The sequence below is a fragment of the Paraburkholderia bryophila genome (assembly GCF_003269035.1).
Lineage (GTDB): Bacteria > Pseudomonadota > Gammaproteobacteria > Burkholderiales > Burkholderiaceae > Paraburkholderia > Paraburkholderia bryophila.
Map to the genome: position 1 here is coordinate 174,190 of NZ_QLTK01000005.1, position 17,475 is coordinate 191,664.

General features: G+C 62.8%; 14 protein-coding genes. 9 read left to right on the plus strand and 5 right to left on the minus strand.

The window, feature by feature from the left end; translation table 11 throughout:
* The first annotated feature begins 55 nt into the window (after positions 1-55).
* Complete coding sequence (locus BX591_RS11160) at positions 56-880, plus strand: alpha/beta fold hydrolase (protein ID WP_111931184.1); 825 nt, start codon at positions 56-58, stop codon at positions 878-880.
* A gap of 396 nt (positions 881-1,276) precedes the next feature.
* The gene (locus BX591_RS11165; RefSeq protein ID WP_105505692.1) at positions 1,277-1,507 is read left to right on the plus strand and encodes a hypothetical protein; all 231 of its coding nucleotides are present in this window, start codon (positions 1,277-1,279) and stop codon (positions 1,505-1,507) included.
* A gap of 134 nt (positions 1,508-1,641) precedes the next feature.
* On the opposite strand, the gene BX591_RS11170 is transcribed toward BX591_RS11165, so the two are convergent.
* Entirely contained in the window at positions 1,642-3,870 is a 2,229-nt protein-coding gene (locus BX591_RS11170; protein WP_111931186.1) for an NADP-dependent isocitrate dehydrogenase, read from the minus strand.
* A gap of 412 nt (positions 3,871-4,282) precedes the next feature.
* Here BX591_RS11170 and BX591_RS11175 point away from each other — a divergent pair, with 412 nt between their 5' ends.
* Complete coding sequence (locus tag BX591_RS11175; protein WP_111931533.1) at positions 4,283-6,466, plus strand: TonB-dependent siderophore receptor; 2,184 nt, start codon at positions 4,283-4,285, stop codon at positions 6,464-6,466.
* 38 nt (positions 6,467-6,504) lie between these two features.
* On the opposite strand, the gene BX591_RS11180 is transcribed toward BX591_RS11175, so the two are convergent.
* Positions 6,505-7,422 (minus strand): LysR family transcriptional regulator, encoded by a 918-nt coding sequence (locus BX591_RS11180; protein WP_111931188.1) that lies wholly within the window; start codon positions 7,420-7,422, stop codon positions 6,505-6,507.
* A 127-nt stretch (positions 7,423-7,549) separates the two neighbouring features.
* On the opposite strand from BX591_RS11180, the gene BX591_RS11185 reads away from it, so the two are divergent.
* Complete coding sequence (locus BX591_RS11185; protein ID WP_111931190.1) at positions 7,550-9,160, plus strand: MFS transporter; 1,611 nt, start codon at positions 7,550-7,552, stop codon at positions 9,158-9,160.
* Between the two features lie 9 nt (positions 9,161-9,169).
* Here BX591_RS11185 and BX591_RS11190 read toward each other — a convergent pair whose 3' ends face one another.
* Positions 9,170-9,841 (minus strand): RNA polymerase factor sigma-70, encoded by a 672-nt coding sequence (locus BX591_RS11190; protein WP_111931192.1) that lies wholly within the window; start codon positions 9,839-9,841, stop codon positions 9,170-9,172.
* A 257-nt stretch (positions 9,842-10,098) separates the two neighbouring features.
* Here BX591_RS11190 and BX591_RS11195 point away from each other — a divergent pair, with 257 nt between their 5' ends.
* The gene (locus BX591_RS11195; RefSeq protein ID WP_111931194.1) at positions 10,099-10,407 is read left to right on the plus strand and encodes a putative quinol monooxygenase; all 309 of its coding nucleotides are present in this window, start codon (positions 10,099-10,101) and stop codon (positions 10,405-10,407) included.
* Positions 10,404-11,567, plus strand: coding sequence for an iron-containing alcohol dehydrogenase (locus BX591_RS11200; RefSeq protein WP_111931196.1), 1,164 nt, complete (start codon positions 10,404-10,406; stop codon positions 11,565-11,567). The genes BX591_RS11195 and BX591_RS11200 overlap by 4 nt, the downstream gene beginning before the upstream one ends.
* A 360-nt stretch (positions 11,568-11,927) precedes the next feature.
* On the opposite strand, the gene BX591_RS37315 is transcribed toward BX591_RS11200, so the two are convergent.
* Positions 11,928-12,764 carry a hypothetical protein gene (locus BX591_RS37315; RefSeq protein ID WP_420849364.1) on the minus strand — a complete coding sequence of 279 codons (837 nt, stop codon included), beginning with the start codon at positions 12,762-12,764 and terminating at the stop codon, positions 11,928-11,930.
* On the opposite strand from BX591_RS37315, the gene BX591_RS37320 reads away from it, so the two are divergent.
* Both BX591_RS37320 and BX591_RS11210 read left to right on the plus strand, forming a co-directional pair.
* A complete protein-coding gene (locus BX591_RS37320) occupies positions 12,676-13,797 on the plus strand; it encodes a collagen-like triple helix repeat-containing protein (protein WP_420849365.1) in 1,122 nt (373 codons plus the stop codon). The genes BX591_RS37315 and BX591_RS37320 overlap by 89 nt on opposite strands.
* Positions 13,798-14,081: 284 nt before the next feature.
* Entirely contained in the window at positions 14,082-15,350 is a 1,269-nt protein-coding gene (locus BX591_RS11210; RefSeq protein WP_111931200.1) for an isoprenylcysteine carboxylmethyltransferase family protein, read from the plus strand.
* A 121-nt stretch (positions 15,351-15,471) separates the two neighbouring features.
* Here BX591_RS11210 and BX591_RS11215 read toward each other — a convergent pair whose 3' ends face one another.
* On the minus strand, positions 15,472-16,362 hold the full coding sequence (locus tag BX591_RS11215) for an EAL domain-containing protein (protein ID WP_111931202.1): 891 nt from the start codon (positions 16,360-16,362) through the stop codon (positions 15,472-15,474).
* 435 nt (positions 16,363-16,797) lie between these two features.
* On the opposite strand from BX591_RS11215, the gene BX591_RS37325 reads away from it, so the two are divergent.
* Entirely contained in the window at positions 16,798-17,076 is a 279-nt protein-coding gene (locus tag BX591_RS37325; protein ID WP_111931204.1) for a transposase, read from the plus strand.
* Positions 17,077-17,475 lie beyond the last annotated feature (399 nt).

Genomic DNA, 17,475 nt, shown 5'->3' on the forward strand with positions numbered 1-17,475 from the left:
CGCGCGCGGTGGCACCCTTGCGATTCAATCCCGGCGTAACGTGACGGAGACGCCCATGACCGACGATCCATTCCTGCACACGCACGACGACGACCTCGTCCGTTTCGACGCGCACGGCGCCGCGCCGCTGCCGGCGTCGAACGATCAGGGCCAGGTCGAGCATGCAGGCGCGCGAATCTGGTACGCGTCTTACGGCGCGGGTGTCCCGGTGATTCTGCTGCACGGCGGCCTCGGCCATGGCGGCAATTGGGGCTATCAGATTCCGGCGCTGCTCGGCGCGGGGTACCGCGTCGTGGTCATCGACAGCCGCGGGCACGGCCGCAGCACCCGCGACGTGCAGCCGTACCGCTACGAATCGATGGCGTCCGACGTGCTGGCCGTGATGGACCGCCTGCAACTCGAACGGGCCGCGCTGGCCGGCTGGAGCGACGGCGCATGCGTCGCGCTGGTACTGGCCGGCACGGCGCCCGAACGCGTAGCGGGCGTGTTCTTCTTCGGCTGCAACATGGATCCGGGCGGCACCCTGCCGTTCGTGCCGACACCGCTGATCGACCGTTGCTTCAGCCGGCATCGCAAGGACTACGCGCAGCTATCGGCGACGCCCGACGAGTTCGACGCATTCGTCGGCGCGGTCAGCGAGATGATGCGCACGCAACCCAACTACAGTGCGGACGATCTGGCCCGGATCCGCGTGCCGGTTACCGTCGTGCAGAGCGAACACGACGAGTTCATCAAGCCGGAACACGCCGACTACCTCGCGCGCACGATTCCCGGTGCCGCGTTGATCGCGCTGCCCGGCGTGAGCCATTTCGCGCCGCTGCAAAGACCGGGGCAATTCAATCGCGTGCTGCTGGGTTTTCTGAACCGTGTGCTGCCCTGAATCCGCACGCGATGCCTCGAAATTAGGCAGCGCGGCGAACCGGCTGTTATTCGTGTCGCCCTCAAGCCCGAAAATTTCACGATGTGGCATGACCGCTTGCTTCGTAAAAAATCGTGGTGCGTGGCACAAATTCGCCATTTCGCAATGTCGCCCCGCATTGCACATCGCAAAATGATTGTCGCAAGTATTTATTTTTAAACGATATTTTTTGTTAGAGCGGCCCATCCCAGAACGGCTTGCGCCACGATCCGCTGACGTAGACTCTTTTACAAGAGCCGGCGCTTCATGCAGTCGTGGCAAGTTGGACGGGACGATCGGGCAATTGGAAGGTCCCCCGCCTCGCGCACGAAACCGCACCGGCACAGCGGTTTTTAAATGGCAATTGGGAGACTAAAAATGAAAGGCTTTCGCTTTGGCTCGACCCAGGGAGCGTTCTACATTTTGCCGGGACAGGATGGTTGGGAAGCAACGTACGGCAACGAGACGCTCGGTGAATTCAACAGCCCGCAACAGGCGGCCGACGACCTCGCGCGCGGTCTGATCTGCCCGCATCTATCCGAAGGCGACGACACCTCGTCGCTCGAAATTCCAGAGAAGCTCAGCGATTGGGAAATCGTTCACGTGTGAGGGCCGGTATGACGGCTGCTCACGTGGAAGTAAAAACGACGATGGCGCTCGAGAGCGCCATCGTCGTGCTTGCTGCTTGCTTCCGTGCGGTTTGCGCAGGTTTTGCCGCTGCCCTGGCTAGCGCACCGACTGCTTTATGCCACCGCGTCCACGATCTTGTTCAGCGTGGCGCTCGGGCGCATGGCCTTGCTCGTCAGTTCGACGTTCGGACGGTAGTAACCGCCGATTTCCACTGCCTTGCCTTGCGCCGCGGCCAGTTCTTCGATGATCTTCGCTTCGTTGTCGGCCATGGCCTGCGCCACGCCGGCGAACTGCGCCTGCAACGCCGCGTCTTCGGTTTGCGCCGCGAGCGCTTCCGCCCAGTACATGGCCAGGTAGAAGTGGCTGCCGCGGTTGTCGATACCGCCTACCTTGCGCGCCGGCGACTTGTCGTTGTCGAGGAACTTGCCGGTTGCCTGATCCAGCGTCTTGGCCAGCACTTGCGCCTTCGGGTTGTGATACGCATTGGCCAGATGTTCGAGCGAAGCCGCCAACGCCAGGAATTCACCCAGCGAGTCCCAACGCAGGAAGCCTTCTTCGACCAGTTGCTGAACGTGCTTCGGCGCCGAACCGCCCGCGCCCGTTTCGAACAGACCGCCGCCTTCCATCAGCGGGACGATCGACAACATCTTCGCGCTGGTGCCCAGTTCCATGATCGGGAACAGGTCGGTCAGGTAGTCGCGCAGCACGTTGCCAGTGACCGAGATCGTGTCCTTGCCGGCGCGGATGCGGTCCAGCGAGAACTGCGTTGCCTCGACCGGCGTCATGACGCGAATGTCCAGACCCGTGGTGTCGTGGTTCTTCAGGTATTGCTCGACCTTCCTGATGATCTGGGCGTCGTGCGCACGCGCCGCGTCCAGCCAGAAGATGGCCGGCGTACCGGTCGCGCGGGCGCGGTTGACCGCCAGCTTGACCCAGTCCTGCACCGGCGCGTCTTTGGTCTGGCACATACGCCAGATGTCGCCGGCTTCCACCGGTTGTTCGATCAGCACCGAGCCGGCTGCGTCGGTCACGCGGACCACGCCGTTCGCCGGGATCTGGAACGTCTTGTCGTGTGAGCCGTATTCTTCAGCAGCTTGCGCCATCAGGCCGACGTTCGGCACCGTCCCCATGGTGACCGGATCGAACGCGCCGTGCTTCTTGCAATCCTCGATCACCGCCTGATACACGCCCGCATAGCAGCGGTCGGGAATCACGGCCTTGGCGTCGTGCAGCTTGCCGTCGGTGCCCCACATCTTGCCCGACTCGCGAATCATGGCCGGCATGGACGCGTCGACGATCACGTCGCTCGGCACGTGCAGGCTGGTGATGCCCTTGTCCGAATTGACCATGGCCAGTTGCGGGCGCGCTTCGTATTGCGCCTTCATGTCGGCTTCGATTGCTTCGACGGTTGCCGCCGGCAGGTCTTTCAGACGCGCGTACAGGTCGCCGATACCGTTGTTCGGGTTGAAGCCGGCTTGCGCCAGCGCCTCGGCGTGTTTGGTCAGCACGTCGTTGTAGAACACCGACACCACCTGACCGAAGATGATCGGATCCGACACCTTCATCATGGTGGCTTTCAGGTGCACCGAGAACAGCACGCCCTTGGCCTTCGCGTCGGCGATTTCCGCTTCGATGAAGCTGCGCAGCGCGTTCTTGCTCAACACCGAAGCGTCGATAATCTCGCCCGCCTGCACGGTGGTCTTTTCTTTCAGGACCGTCTTCGTGCCGTCTGCGGCCGTCAGTTCGATCTTCACGGCGCCGGCCGCTGCGATCAGCGCCGATTTTTCGCTGCCGTAGAAATCGCCGCCGCTCATGTGCGCGACGTGCGACTTCGAGTCCGAGGTCCACGCGCCCATCTTGTGCGGATGCTTGCGAGCGTAGTTCTTGACCGACAGCGGCGCGCGGCGGTCCGAATTGCCTTCGCGCAGCACCGGGTTCACGGCGCTGCCCTTGATCTTGTCGTAGCGTGCCTTGACGTCTTTTTCAGCGTCGGTCGTGGCGACGTCGGGGTAAGCCGGCAGTTTGAAACCCTGATCGCGCAGTTCGGTGATCGCGGCCTTCAGTTGCGGCACCGACGCGCTGATGTTCGGCAGCTTGATGATGTTCGCTTCCGGACGCGTGGTGAGTCCACCCAGTTCCGCCAGATCGTCGGAACCCTTCTGTTCCGCGCTCAGGTAGTCCGGAAAGGCAGCAATGATCCGGCCGGCAAGCGAGATATCGCGCGTTTCAACGATCACGTCGGACGAGCGCGTGAACGCCTTGACGATCGGCAGCAGCGAGTAGGTCGCCAGTGCGGGGGCTTCGTCGGTCAGGGTGTAGATGATCTTCGGCGGTGTGGACATGTTCGAGGCTTTGCTAGGTGAAGTGATAGACAGAGCGTTTGGTAGCGCTGAGCCGGCGAGGTTGCGACGAAGCGGCAAAAACGCCGCGCGTTGGCACGGCACTACTTTTTACGGCCCGACCGTGAGTATATGCGTGTTTTCCTCTACTCGCTGTTAAACAAACATGTCGCGCAACCCGACTCGATGGGGTCGAGCCCCGCCAGATAAGGCTTTGAGGCCAATGCCCTAGGTCTTAAGACAGATGTCTTATAGATGACTCGCCGCCTTTCAAAAACATTTGTTAATGCGAATCAGATGCATTAACATTCGCGCACTCACTTTTTCACCAGTCGTTTAACCGTCACTCGCTCGCAAGATGCCGTTACGCACCGTTTCGGTGCTCAGCGGTGGCAGCCTGTCCAACTCGAACAATATGCAGACTCTTTCTATCGCCGGGCGTCCGGCGTTCGTGCGCGGCCCGCGCCGCGCTCCGTCGCTGCTTAGCGTCGGACTCCTGGTTAGCGTGGGCTTGACGCTCTCCACCCTGTCATCGAGCGGATGGGCGCAAGCCGCCGCGGCCAGCGACGCCGCCGCCACCTTGCCGGCCGTGAAGGTTTCGGCATCGAAAGACACCACCATGGCGCAGGCCGACACCGTCAGCGCCGGCGCGCTGGGTTCGCGCAAGCAGGTGGACACGCCGTTCTCGACCCACGTCGTGACGAGCGACGAAGCGCAGGACCTGTTCGCGACCACCGCCAACGACCTGTTCAAGTACGACCCGGCGGTGTCGATCAGCAGCGACAACGCGCTCGCCGAAAACTCCATGTTCAACGTGCGCGGCATGCCGATCGACACGCTGAACGGCATCAAGGTGGACGGCCAGTCGTTTCCCTCGTGGGACACCGACCTCTCGCTGGAACCGTTCGAGCAGGTCGAACTGCTCAAGGGTCTGTCCGGCTTCATGTACGGCTTCGGCTCGCCGGGCGGCATCGTCAACTACGTGCTGAAGCGGCCGACCGACACGCCGTACCGCAGCATCACAGTCGGCTACAAATCGGCCGGCGTGTTCACCGAGGCCGTGGATCTGGGCGGCCGCTTCGGCAACGACAACCGTTTCGGCTACCGCCTGAACCTCGTCAACGAAGACGGCAACACCGCCGAACCGAACGGCCACGTGCGCCGCCAGGTGGCGTCGCTGGCACTGGACTTCCGCATCACGCCGGACCTGACCTGGACCGCCGACGCGTTCTACCAGAAGCGCAAAACCAACGGCACGCTGTTCGGCCTCGGGATCGGCGCGGGCGGCATTCCGGACGCGAGCAAGATCGATATTGCCGGCTTGACGCAGCCGCAGAACTACTACCAGACCGAGATGGCGTCGTTCGGTACGGGCCTCGATTACCGTCTGTCGGAGAACTGGCACGCGAGCCTGAAGTACCGCTTCGCCAAGGAGAACCGCACCAATTCGGACAGTTTCCTGTATGTCACCGACACGGCCGGCAACTACTCGAACACGCTCTATGCGGCGATGACGCGCTACTTCTATCAGAACGTCGACGCGATGGTGCAGGGCCAGTTCAACACCGGTAGCATCAAGCACGACGTGGTGGTCGGCGCGGGTTTCCAGACGCAAACCAGCGAGTACAGCAACAGCACCGGCTGGAACATGGGCTACGCGCTCGGCACCGGCAATCTGTACAACACCACCCTGCTGACCAATAGCGAAGTCAGCATCGGCTCGGACCTGTATCGTCAGCAGCGCACCACGCAGGCCGCGGTCTATGCGAGCGATACGGTGCAATTCACGTCGCGCCTGTCGGCGCTGGTCGGCGTGCGTTACACGCAGTATCGCCAGAACGTCTACGACACGACCGCCGCCATCACGTCGCAATACAGCGCGAGTCCGGTCGCACCGACCTTCGCGCTGATGTTCAAGACCGACCCGTACTCGACGCTGTACACGAGCTACGTCGAATCGCTGGAACAGGGTGGCGCGGCCGGCAATACGAATCTGAACTACCCGGCAACCTACGGCCCGATGCGTAGCAAGCAGTATGAACTCGGCTTCAAGACGGATCACGCCAGATGGGGTGCCAATGTCGCGCTGTTCCGCGTCGACCAGGGCTACAACTACACGAACACCAGCAACTACTTCGTGCAGAACGGCACCAAACGCTACACCGGTGTCGACGCCAGCGGCTGGCTCGCGCTGACGAACGAATGGCGCGTGATGGGCGGCGTGATGTGGCTCGACACGAAGGCCGTGGACGTGGACGATCCGAAGATCGACGGCAAGCGTGTGTATGGCGCGCCGCGCTTCACCGTAACGGGCCGCATCGAGTACAACCCGGCGTATCTGCGTCCGCTGACGCTGGCGTTCGGCGGCAAATACGTGGGCAACGAAGCCGTTGACGCCGCCAACTCGCAGTTCGTGCCGTCGTACGTCACTTACGATCTGAGCGGCCGCTACGAGACGAAAATCGCCGGCCAGGACGTGACGTTCCGCGCGGGCATCAACAACCTGCTCAACCGTCGCTACTGGACTACTGCATGGGGTTCGTTCGTGTCGCCTTCGCCGACGCGCACCGCTGTCGCTAGCGCGACGTTGCTGTTCTAAAGCGCGACGTGTAATCGGGACGCCTGAGCCGGTCTGGCCTAACCAGCCTTGGGCGCCCCGAGCATCGCCGGAATGCCGGCCACCAGCGCGTCGATCGCGCAGCGCGTCTTCAACGCCAGATACCGGCTCTTCGGCCATACCGCGTGAATCTCCTGCGCGGGGCGGAAACAATTCTCCATCACCGTCACCAGTTCGCCCTTGCCGGCATGACGCGCCAGCAACCAGCTCGGCAACCACGCCAGCCCAAAACCCGCGACCGCTGCGTCGACGATCCCCTGCATGTCGTCGAAACCCAATTGCGGCTGCACCTGCGCACGACGCACCTGCCCGTCGACGTCGACCACGTCCCACGGCGTCGGCATGCCGCCGCGCAAGTACGCGATCACCGCGTGGCCGCGTAATTCGTCCACGTTGCGCGGCGTGCCGTGCCGCGCCAGATAGGCCGGCGCCGCGCCGATGCTCGCGTATTGCATGCCCAGCTTGCGGGCCGCGAGACTCACGCTGTCGGCAAGGGGCCCAACCCGCACGACCAGATCGAAACCCTCCTCCACCACGTCGACGAAGCGATCGCTAATCGAAATATCGATCCTCAATTGCGGATGGCGGCGCGCAAGTTCGAGCAGCACCGGCGCTGCGCAGTGATGGCCGAAACACTGCGGCACGCTAACCCGCAGACGCCCTTTCGGCTCACGCCGCCCCGAATCCAGATCGGCTTCGGCGGCCTCCAGTTCGGCGAGCGCGCGCACGCAGCGGTCGTAGTAAGCCTGCCCGTCTTCGGTGAGGCTTTGACTGCGCGTGGTCCGGTTGATCAACCGCACGCCGAGCCGTTTTTCGAGCCGCACGATCACCTTGCCGACCGCCGAACGCGTGAGGTCCAGGCGTTCGGCCGCCAACGCGAAACTGCCCGTTTCGACGACGCGCACGAACGTCGTCACACCATCGAGGATGTCGCTCATTTCTTTACCTTATTGGTTCCTCACACGACGCATTTCTAGGATTTAAACGCGTCAATCGGGACATGAATTCCCCCTATATTACCGATTCCACGGCGGCCACGCCCGTCGACTATCGAGGTGAAATTTCATGTCCACGCATTCCAACGCGCCGCCACGGCCCGACCCACGAACGCTCCAATCCGCCGAACCCACCGCGCTACGATCCCTCGGCTTCTTTTCGATCCGCAAGAACACCTTGGCGCTCGGCGCGGTCTGCCTCGCCTCGCTCATGTTCGGCCTGGAAATCTCCAGCGTGCCGGTGATCCTGCCCACGCTCGAACGGATGCTGCATGGCGACTTCAAAGGCATGCAGTGGATCATGAATGCCTACACGCTTGCGGTCACGACCGTGCTGATGGCGACCGGCACGCTGGCGGACCGCTTTGGACGGCGACGGATTTTCGTCATCGGTATCGCCTTGTTTGGCGTCACCTCGCTGATCTGCGGTCTCGCGGAAAGCGTGCCGACGCTGATCGCCGCGCGCCTGCTGCAAGGCGCGAGCGGCGGTGCGATGCTGATCTGCCAGGTGGCCGTGCTGTCGCATCAATTCAGCGACGGTCCCGAGCGCGCCCGCGCATTCAGCGCGTGGGGGATCATCTTCGGTATCGGGCTTGGCTTTGGGCCGATCATCGGCGGGATGATCGTGGCGGTGTCGAGCTGGCAATGGGTCTTCTGGGTCCATGCGGTGCTCGCCGTCGTCACGTTGATGCTGGTGTTCGGCGGCGTGCAGGAATCGCGCGATCCGCACGCGCATACGCTCGACGTTGCCGGCATCGTCACGCTATCGCTCGCGGTGTTCGGTCTCGTGTACTTCATCACGCAGGTGTCGGAACTCGGGCTCGCGAGTCCGCGCGCGATCTTCGTTCTCGTGGCGACGGCGCTCGCCTTCGCGGCGTTCTTTTGCGCGGAGCGCTTCAGCACGCGGCCCATGTTCGATTTTTCGGTGTTCCGCATCCCGCAGTTTTCCGGCGCGCTGATGGGCTCGGCAGGCATGAATTTCAGCTTCTGGCCGTTCATGATCTATCTGCCGATCTACTTCCAGATCGGACTCGGCTACGACAGCGTGAGCGCCGGTCTGGCGTTACTCGCCTACACGCTGCCCACGTTGCTGTTTCCGCCGCTCGGCGAACGCCTGGCGTTGCGCTACGGTTCGGGCATTGCGATACCGGCGGGTCTGCTGACCATCGCCGTCGGATTCATGCTGATGAAGCTCGGCGGCAGCGTCGCGCATCCGGACGTGTGGAGCATGTTGCCCGGCTGCGTGCTGGCCGGCGCGGGCCTCGGCCTCACCAACACGCCCGTCACCAATACGACGACCGCCGCGGTTCCGCCCGAGCGTGCCGGCATGGCGTCCGGCATCGACATGAGCGCGCGCATGATCACACTCGCGATCAACATTGCGTTGATGGGCGCGATTCTGGTGGGCGGCATTCTGTTCGAATTGAAAACGCGACTGCCTGGCGCCGTGCTCGATATGGCGTCGCTCGGCCGTGTCGCCGAAAAAATCGCGGCGGGCAATGTCGATGCGGTCCGAACCGGCATTCCGGGATTGGCGCAAATCGACCCGGCCGGCGGCATCGTGCATGACGCGTTGATGCAGGGTTTCGGCTGGGTGATGCTGTATGGCGGCATCGGCGTGGCGATACTCGCCGTGCTCAGTTTTGTGATCTCGGGACGCGCGTCGAGGAAGTTGGCTTAACGCGCGGTTTTATCGACGACGCGCGCGCCCGCTGCAATACGCGTGACCCGTCACGCCGCGATTGCATGCCTCGAGACTGTCGGCGCAATGTTGCTCGGCGTCGCGCACCATGACGTGAACCCGCGTCTGCGAAACGTCGAGCGCGCGGGCCGTGTGTTGCAGCGTTTCCTCGTGCAGGCGCACCATTTCGAATGCCGCCCGGCTGCGCGGCGGCAATTGTTCGAGCGCGTTGTAGACGTGCCGCAGTGTGTCGCGCGCGAGTAGTGTCGCTTCGGGCGAAGGCTCGGGCGAGGCTACGTGCAGACCGTCGTTCTGGTCGGCGTGATAACTGTCTTCCAGACTCTGGCGACGCAAGGCGTCGATCGACGCATTGCGCACCATGCGGGTCACGTAAGCCACCGGCTGACGCACGGCGCCCTGATCGCGGAACTCGACGAGCTTGATGAAGACGTCGTGCACCACGTCTTCGGCGACGCTCGCGCAACCCACGACACCAAGCGCCAGATCGACGAGCATCGGCCGGTTGTCCATCAGGACGTCGAGCAGGGCGCCCTTTTCCCAATCGACCTGGCGGTGACGACTGCGCGTGCGTTGCGCCCCCGGCGGACAGACGACGCCGGCACTTCGCGCCGACACAGGTATCGCTGTTGAAGACTCCCGCCCGACGAGCACCTCAGCCATACATTCGCTCCGCTTTCTAAAAGGAAGGGCGCCAATTTATCGCAAACGCGAATGATTCTCAATATACATTTGGAATGGACTCCCGGGCGCGATAGTTGGCCGCAGGGAACTAGTCGAGCTCCTCGTGATGCGAAGGGTGACCATGCCTCGTCGAGCCTCGCGAGCAAAGCGACTTGAATCTGGTAAAACTGATGCCTGCGCCCAGGCTCGCGCCACGGTCGGCGCGCGTTGACTTACCAACTTGCTGGAGTCGTTCGATGCCCCACGCTTATCTGCAGGTGATCGCCCATTATTTCGCCAAACCCGGCAACGGCGACGCGCTGATCGCGCCGCTGACCGAGCTTGCCGCGGCCACCCGCGCCGAGCCCAGGAATCTCTACTACGAATTTTTCCGCTCGCCGCTGAATCCGGACCACTTCGTGATCCTCGAGCAATACAGCGATGCCGATGGCCTCGCCGTCCATCGCGAGACCGAACACTTTCAACGCCTTGGCTTCGGCACCATCATTCCGCTGCTCGACCGGCGCGAGGTATCGAGCCACATGGTGCCGGGAGACGCGGCATGACCCACGCCTTCCGCTTTCAGACCGTGCCGACGCTGGTCGTCGAGTACGGTGCGGCGCGCCGCCTCGGCGCTTTGTTGCGCGCGCAATTCCCTTCGCTGGCGCGCGTGTGCGTGGTGACGGACGGGTTTCTTCACGCGAGCGGCCTGCTGGATCCGGCGCTGGCCGATCTCGCCGCCCACGACTGGAACGCCACCGTGATCCACGACGTGATCGCCGATCCGCCCGAACATATCGTGCTCGAAGCGACGTCGCGGGCGCGCATTGCGGGCGCCGAACTCGTGCTGGGGCTCGGTGGCGGATCGTCGATGGACGTCGCGAAGCTGATCGCCGTGCTGGCGCCACAAAGACAGCAGGAGCTCAGCGAGATGTACGGCGTCAATAAAGTGACCGCGTCGCGCCTGCCGCTCGTGCAGATGCCGACGACCGCGGGCACCGGCTCCGAAGTCACCGCGGTGTCGATCGTGACGGTCGGCGAGGCGAAGAAAATGGGCGTAGTCGCGCCGCAACTGATCGCGGATCTGGCGATTCTCGACGCGGAACTCACGCTCGGGCTGCCCGTCGCGGCGACGGCGGCAACTGGTGTCGATGCGATGGTGCATGCGATCGAGGCGTACACGTCCGCGCATCTGAAGAATCCTGTCTCCGACCTGCTCGCGGTGAAAGCGCTGGATCTGCTGTCGCGCAACCTGCTACCTGCCTGCGAAGACGGCCACAACCGTCAGGCACGCGAGGCGATGCTGCTGGGTGCGACCTTCGCGGGTCAGGCGTTCGCCAACTCGCCAGTGGCCGCGGTGCATGCGCTCGCGTATCCGATCGGCGGCATTTATCACGTGCCGCATGGTCTTTCGAATGCGCTCGTACTACCGCACGTGCTGCGCTTCAATGCCGCGGCCGCTGCGCCGTTGTATGCGGAGCTCGCCGACGTCGTCGTGCCCGGCGTGACGGGCAGTGACGAGAGCAAGACTCAGGCGTTGATTCAACGGCTCGAACAGATGATCGCGGCGACCGCGATTCCGGCTCGGCTGCGCGACGTCGGCATCGAGATCAGCGGGCTCGAACGGATGGCGAGCGACGCAATGTTGCAGACGCGGCTGCTGGTGAACAATCCCCGGCCGGTTAGCGAGGCCGATGCACTGGCGATTTATGCGGCTGCGTTTTGAGTGGTGTTTTCGGGCGCTTTACTTTTGATGGGGCGGGCGGCGGCACGATTGCGTCGTGGCCTGGTCGTTCGGGCCGTTCTGATGGTTTCACGCCGTTACGGGGCGCTCGGGACGTTACGTAGCTCGCATCGGAACATGACCTCGGGAACAGGATGAAATTTGCGTTTTTATCGACATAAATTCTAATTTTGTGTCGCACTCGCGCTTATATTTTATCAAATTAGTTGAATCGAGCCATAAGCCACAATTGGCGTGCAACTTGCAATGATGACTCCACCATTAGTCGTTCAACGGGGACATCATGCGCAAATTCGCCGGTCGGACAGCCATCGCTGTCGCGACGTCAACGTTACTCGCCCTCTATGGTTGTGGATCGACGATTAGCCCCGGCGGTACGAGCGGGCTAGGCGGCGGTGGGTTGGGGGGGACTTCGGGGAGCGGGACTTCTGGAGGGGGGACATCCGGAGGTGGGACTTCGGGGGGTAGCTCGGGTACTTCGGGCACTTCCGGCACCTCGGGTACTTCCGGTACTTCCGGTACTTCGGGCACCTCGGGTACTTCCGGTACTTCGGGCACCTCGGGTACTTCGGGCACCTCGGGTACTTCGGGCACCTCGGGTACTTCGGGTACTTCGGGTACTTCGGGTACTTCCGGCACTTCCGGCACTTCCGGCACTTCGGGTACTTCGGGTACTTCGGGTACTTCGGGTACTTCGGGTACTTCGGGTACTTCGGGTACTTCGGGTACTTCCGGCACCTCGGGCACTTCCGGCACCTCGGGCACTTCGGGCACTTCGGGCACTTCGGGCACTTCGGGCACTTCGGGCACTTCGGGCACTTCGGGCACTTCGGGCACTTCGGGCACTTCGGGCACTTCAGGTACTTCGGGTACTTCGGGTACTTCGGGTACTTCGGGTACTTCGGGTACTTCGGGTACTTCGGGTACTTCGGGTACTTCGGGCACCTCGGGCACCTCGGGCACCTCGGGCACCTCGGGCACTTCGGGCACTTCGGGCACTTCGGGCACTTCGGGCACCTCGGGTACTTCGGGTACTTCGTCCACCCCGCTCGGCAACATCATTACCCAAGGCGGCAACCTGATCACCGCTGTGGGCACGACCGTGGCCGACACCGGCAGCAAGGTCACCGGCACGTCGATCCCCGGTGTCGACAGCGGAACGACCACCAATCTCGGCAACGCCCTCACCGATCTCGGCAACGGCGTGAAGGTGCTCGGCAACGGCACGGCCGCAGGTCTCGGCACCGTAGGCAGCGCCGCCAATCCAGTCGGCCCGACGCTCACCTCCACCTCCGGCGTGGTCTCCAACACCGGCGCCGCGGTGACCGCCGTCGGCGGCGTGGTGTCGAGTCTCGGCAGCGGTCCGCTGTCGCCGCTCTCGCCGGTGACGTCCGCGCTCGGCGGCGTCGTCGGCGATCTGGGCAAGGGCGTCACGTCCGTCGGCTCGGGATTGAACACCGCGCTCTCCAGCGCGCCCGTGCAGCAACTGGAGACGCAACTCAGTTCGGCGATCAACCCGATCACGCTGACCGTTTCAAACACGACGCAGACGCTCGGCAATACCACCGGTCTCGGCTCACCGCTCAACAACCTGCTTGGCACGCTGGGCAACGGACTCGACGCGGCCGGCATCAAAGTATCGGGCGCCACCGGCGATCAGGTCGGCAAGGACATCGGCGGCGTGGTGAGCCAGTTGGGCAAAACCGTCACGAGTACGGGCGGCCTGTTCACCGGCGCGACCACCAATCCGCTCGCACCGATCACGGGCCTGCTCGGGCCGCTCGGCGGGCTCGGCGGCATCGGCGGTGTGGGCGGCGGATCGATCTCGATTCCGCCGTTGACCGGGTTGATCGGCAATCTGGGATCGCTGGGCGGTGTCGGCGGTTCAGGCGGCGCGGGCGGTGCCGGCGGTCTGTTGGCGCCGATCACGGGTCTGCTCGGCAAGGTCGGCTCGCTCGGCGGCACTACCGGCGCGGGCGGTCCGCTTACCCCGGTCGTCAGCCTGGTCGGTTCGTTGACGGTCAACGTGACGGGCGGCGTCAGCACGTCGCAAGGCGGTGCCGCGGCCAATCCGGTGACGGGGCTGATCGGCGGCCTCACAGGAGGTACCGCAAGCGGTTCGGGTAGCAGCAGTTCGTCAAACAAGAACCCGCTTGCACCGGTGACGAATCTGGTCGGCGGATTACTCGGCGGTGTCACGGCAGGCAAGTAGAGGACCGTGTGAAGCGCCGCGCCACGAAAGAGTACTTCGGGCGCCGCGCTTCGGCGGCGAGCTTCGACGTAGTACTTGAATCAGCGATTCGATCCGGTAGTCGAGGTAGTGCTTCGAGGCAGTACTTCTCGGTACTTAAAGGCAACACCTCGACGCAGCTCTTCGAAACAGCACTACAAAGCACCACCCTTGACAAGCTCTCAAACCAGCAATTCAACTCGGCGACCGGGCCTCAAAAAAACCAACAACCCGGCCACCTCCAATGTCATGACTACGAGGATGACATGAACTCAACCTTCCATACCGTAACGCACCTCCACGATGCCCGACCGAGAACCGCGACACCGTTCTCCGTCGGCCTGCTCGGCATCGCCGCCGGCCTGCTCACGCTCTGGTTCCTGCGCGACAGCACGGCGCTCGATGGCGCAGCCCGCAGCACAGTCGCCTGTCTGGCGATCATCGCGACCATCGCCACCTACGAACTGTTCGTCGCGCGCGTCTACCTGCGCCCGAGCGCCGGCCTGACGAGCCGCGCGGTGCGCCCGCTGAGTCTCGCGCGCGTAACGGCGCGTCTCGCCGCGCTCACCTCGGTCTACGCAGGCATCGGCATGCTCTACTGGCTGCTGCCCGAGTATCACGGCGCGTTCTACAACCCGTTCTGGTCGCTGATCCGCACGCTCGCGCCGTACGTTGTCGTCGTGGCGCCGTTCTACTTCGCGTGGATGGACCGCCATCAGCGCGAAACCGACGACGCGTATCTGCTGTGGGCGCGTCTGCTGTTTCGCGGCGAGCGTCCGGCGAACTGGCGCCCTGTGCGCGAAATGCTGGCCGGCTGGATGGTGAAAGCGTTCTTTCTACCGCTGATGATCGTCTACCTGTCCACCAACGCAGATCACCTCAACGCGTCGCTGACGATCGCACTGAACGCACCCTTCTCGCTCGCGACGTTCCGCTTCATGTACGACCTGTCGTTCGCGATGGATCTGATGTTCGGCACGGTGGGCTACCTCTGCACGCTGCGCATACTCGACAGTCACGTGCGCAGCGCGGAGCCGACCGCCCTCGGCTGGCTCGTCGCGTTGATCTGCTATCAGCCGTTCTGGTCGCTGATCTCGAACCAGTACATCCATTACGAAGGTTCGATGTTCTGGGACAACTGGCTCATTTCCGTGCCGGTACTGCGCGTGATCTGGGGCACCGTCATCATTGCGCTGCTGACGTGCTACGCGCTCGCCACGATCTCGTTCGGCTTGAGGTTCTCGAACCTGACCAATCGCGGCATCGTCACGTCGGGGCCTTACCGGTTCACGAAACATCCCGCCTACATTGCGAAGAACCTGTCGTACTGGATGGTCGCCGTGCCGTTCATCGAACCGCTGGGCTGGCGGGTCGCGCTCACGCATTGTTTCGCGCTCGCGGCGGTCAACATGCTGTATTTCCTGCGCGCGAAGACCGAAGAGCGGCACCTGATGAACGATCCCGACTACCGGGCCTACGCCGAATGGATCGCGAAGCATGGGTTGTTCGCGAGACTCTCGCGCGTGTTCAACTAGGTATCAGATATCGGCACGCGGCTCGGCGCAAAACAAACGGCGGTCGATAGCTATACCGGCTATCGGCTATCGGCTATCGGCTATCGACTATCGACTATCGGATATCGACCGGCACACGGCATCACAACCGTCGCGTCAGCACATCGGCCAACACCGCTTGCGGTCGCGAGAACAGCGACCCTTGCAACAGCGCTTGCGGCCAACGCGTCAACCACTGCAACTGCGCTTCGGTATCGACGCCGTTCACCACCACCTGTACATCGAGTGCATGCAGCAGATCCATCAGCGCGGTCATCACCAGATTCGCACGTGAATCGCGCGGCACCGTGGCCAGCAAATCGCGTGCAAGGGTGACGGTGTCGACGTCGAGTGCACCGAGCAGCGCCAGCGACGACGCGCCGTTACCCCACTTGCCCAGCGAAATGCCGGCGCCCGCGTCGCGCAGACCGGCGGTCAGCGTCCGCAACGACAGGAGTTTCGCCGCTTCGGCGCTATCCGTCACTTCGATATCGAGCAGATGCACAGGCACGTCATATAACGCAGCCACACGCACGAGATCTTCCGCGAACGAACCGAGTATCGCCACTTGTGCGGGCACCGTGATCGCAACCGGCCGCAGCGGCAAGCGCGCGGCGAGACAGTCACGCAATTCACGGCATACGCCGTCCACCACGAAGCGCGCCATTTCCAGCGCGAGCTGCGGGTGTTCGAGCGGCATCATGAAGATGCCGGGGAGCAACAAGCCGTAATCGGGATGCGTCCAGCGCACCTGCGCTTCGAGACGGGCCGGCCGGCCGCTCGCCGCTGTCGCGACACCCGGCGCACGATAAGCCCCTTGATACACGAGATGAAACTCGCCCGCTCGCAGTCCATCGCGAACCCGGCTTTCGAGTTCACTGAGACCCGACGACGGATCACGAGCCTCGTCCGCGTCATTCTGTGCGGCGCACGCAACACGCGCGATCGAAGTCGTTGCGTGTGAGAAGGGTTGTATGTAGTCGAGCGTGTGCATGGCGGATACGAAATGGATTGAACCTCGCCAATGAATGCACGGGTTATGCCAGGCACTATCGCAACAGCGGTATGAAACACGAACGACAACCGGAGAGCCTCGTTGTGTAAAGCTTCACGCCCGCGAAATGAAACCTCCCCACGCGCCTTTCAAGTTTCGACAACGCGCGTTTTGGCTCGCTTGTTACGTAGCATCACGCTTGACGTTACGCGAACCAGAGCGCCACGATGTTTGCGCGAGACGACAGCGAAAAATTGCCGGGAGCCAGTGAATCAGCACGCCGTGCAACATGACAGAAAGGAATTAAAGCAGAAACGTTTTCATTGCGATATATCAGCGCGAGATCGTTTGACCGAGCCATAAAGATTAACTAGTATCGGCTTCAGCGCAGCATGCGACGACCGCGACTCCTCCACATAGTCATTCAGACAGCCGATGCTACACATCCCTCTCTCCGACGCCGATTGGGCTCGCGTCCAGAGTCTGTTTCCCGAACTTCCCTCTGCGCGCGGGCGGCCTCGCCGCAGCGATCGGGAAATTCTCAACGCGATACTCTGGCTACATCAGCACAAGGAAAAATGGCACCGTCTTCCCGCCACGTTTCCTCCGCAACAGACCTGCTATCTCCGGTATATGACGTGGCGAAAATCCGGCGTGCTGGAGCAGGTTTACGAACGCCTTCCCGTTTGCGATGCGGAGCTTTCCATGTCGTGATTCCGCCGGGCTATTGATTCGGATACCGTAGCTGATTCATTTCGACGGCTGGCATTCAGCGCTCGTGCCGATTCACTCCGCACTGCAAGCGGCCTCTCTGTTGACCACGATCGAACAGCGTCGCATCCGCATTCAGCATGGCTGATTAATGCGTGAGATTCATCGCAAGCTATCGCCGCACAAACTCAAGCCGCCGTCGCCGACGCAGTCGGCGGACAATCCACCACCACTTTGATGTCAGGCGGCCCCGCGCGTGCGCAGGCCCGAGAGTGTCCGGAATTTGTCTCAGATTTCACAACAAACATTACCTGTTTTGGTGATTACTCCGCCCAGATCGCAAAACTACAATGCAATCACTGACTACGAACAACAACGTTCGTAGCGCGACAAAGACCCGAA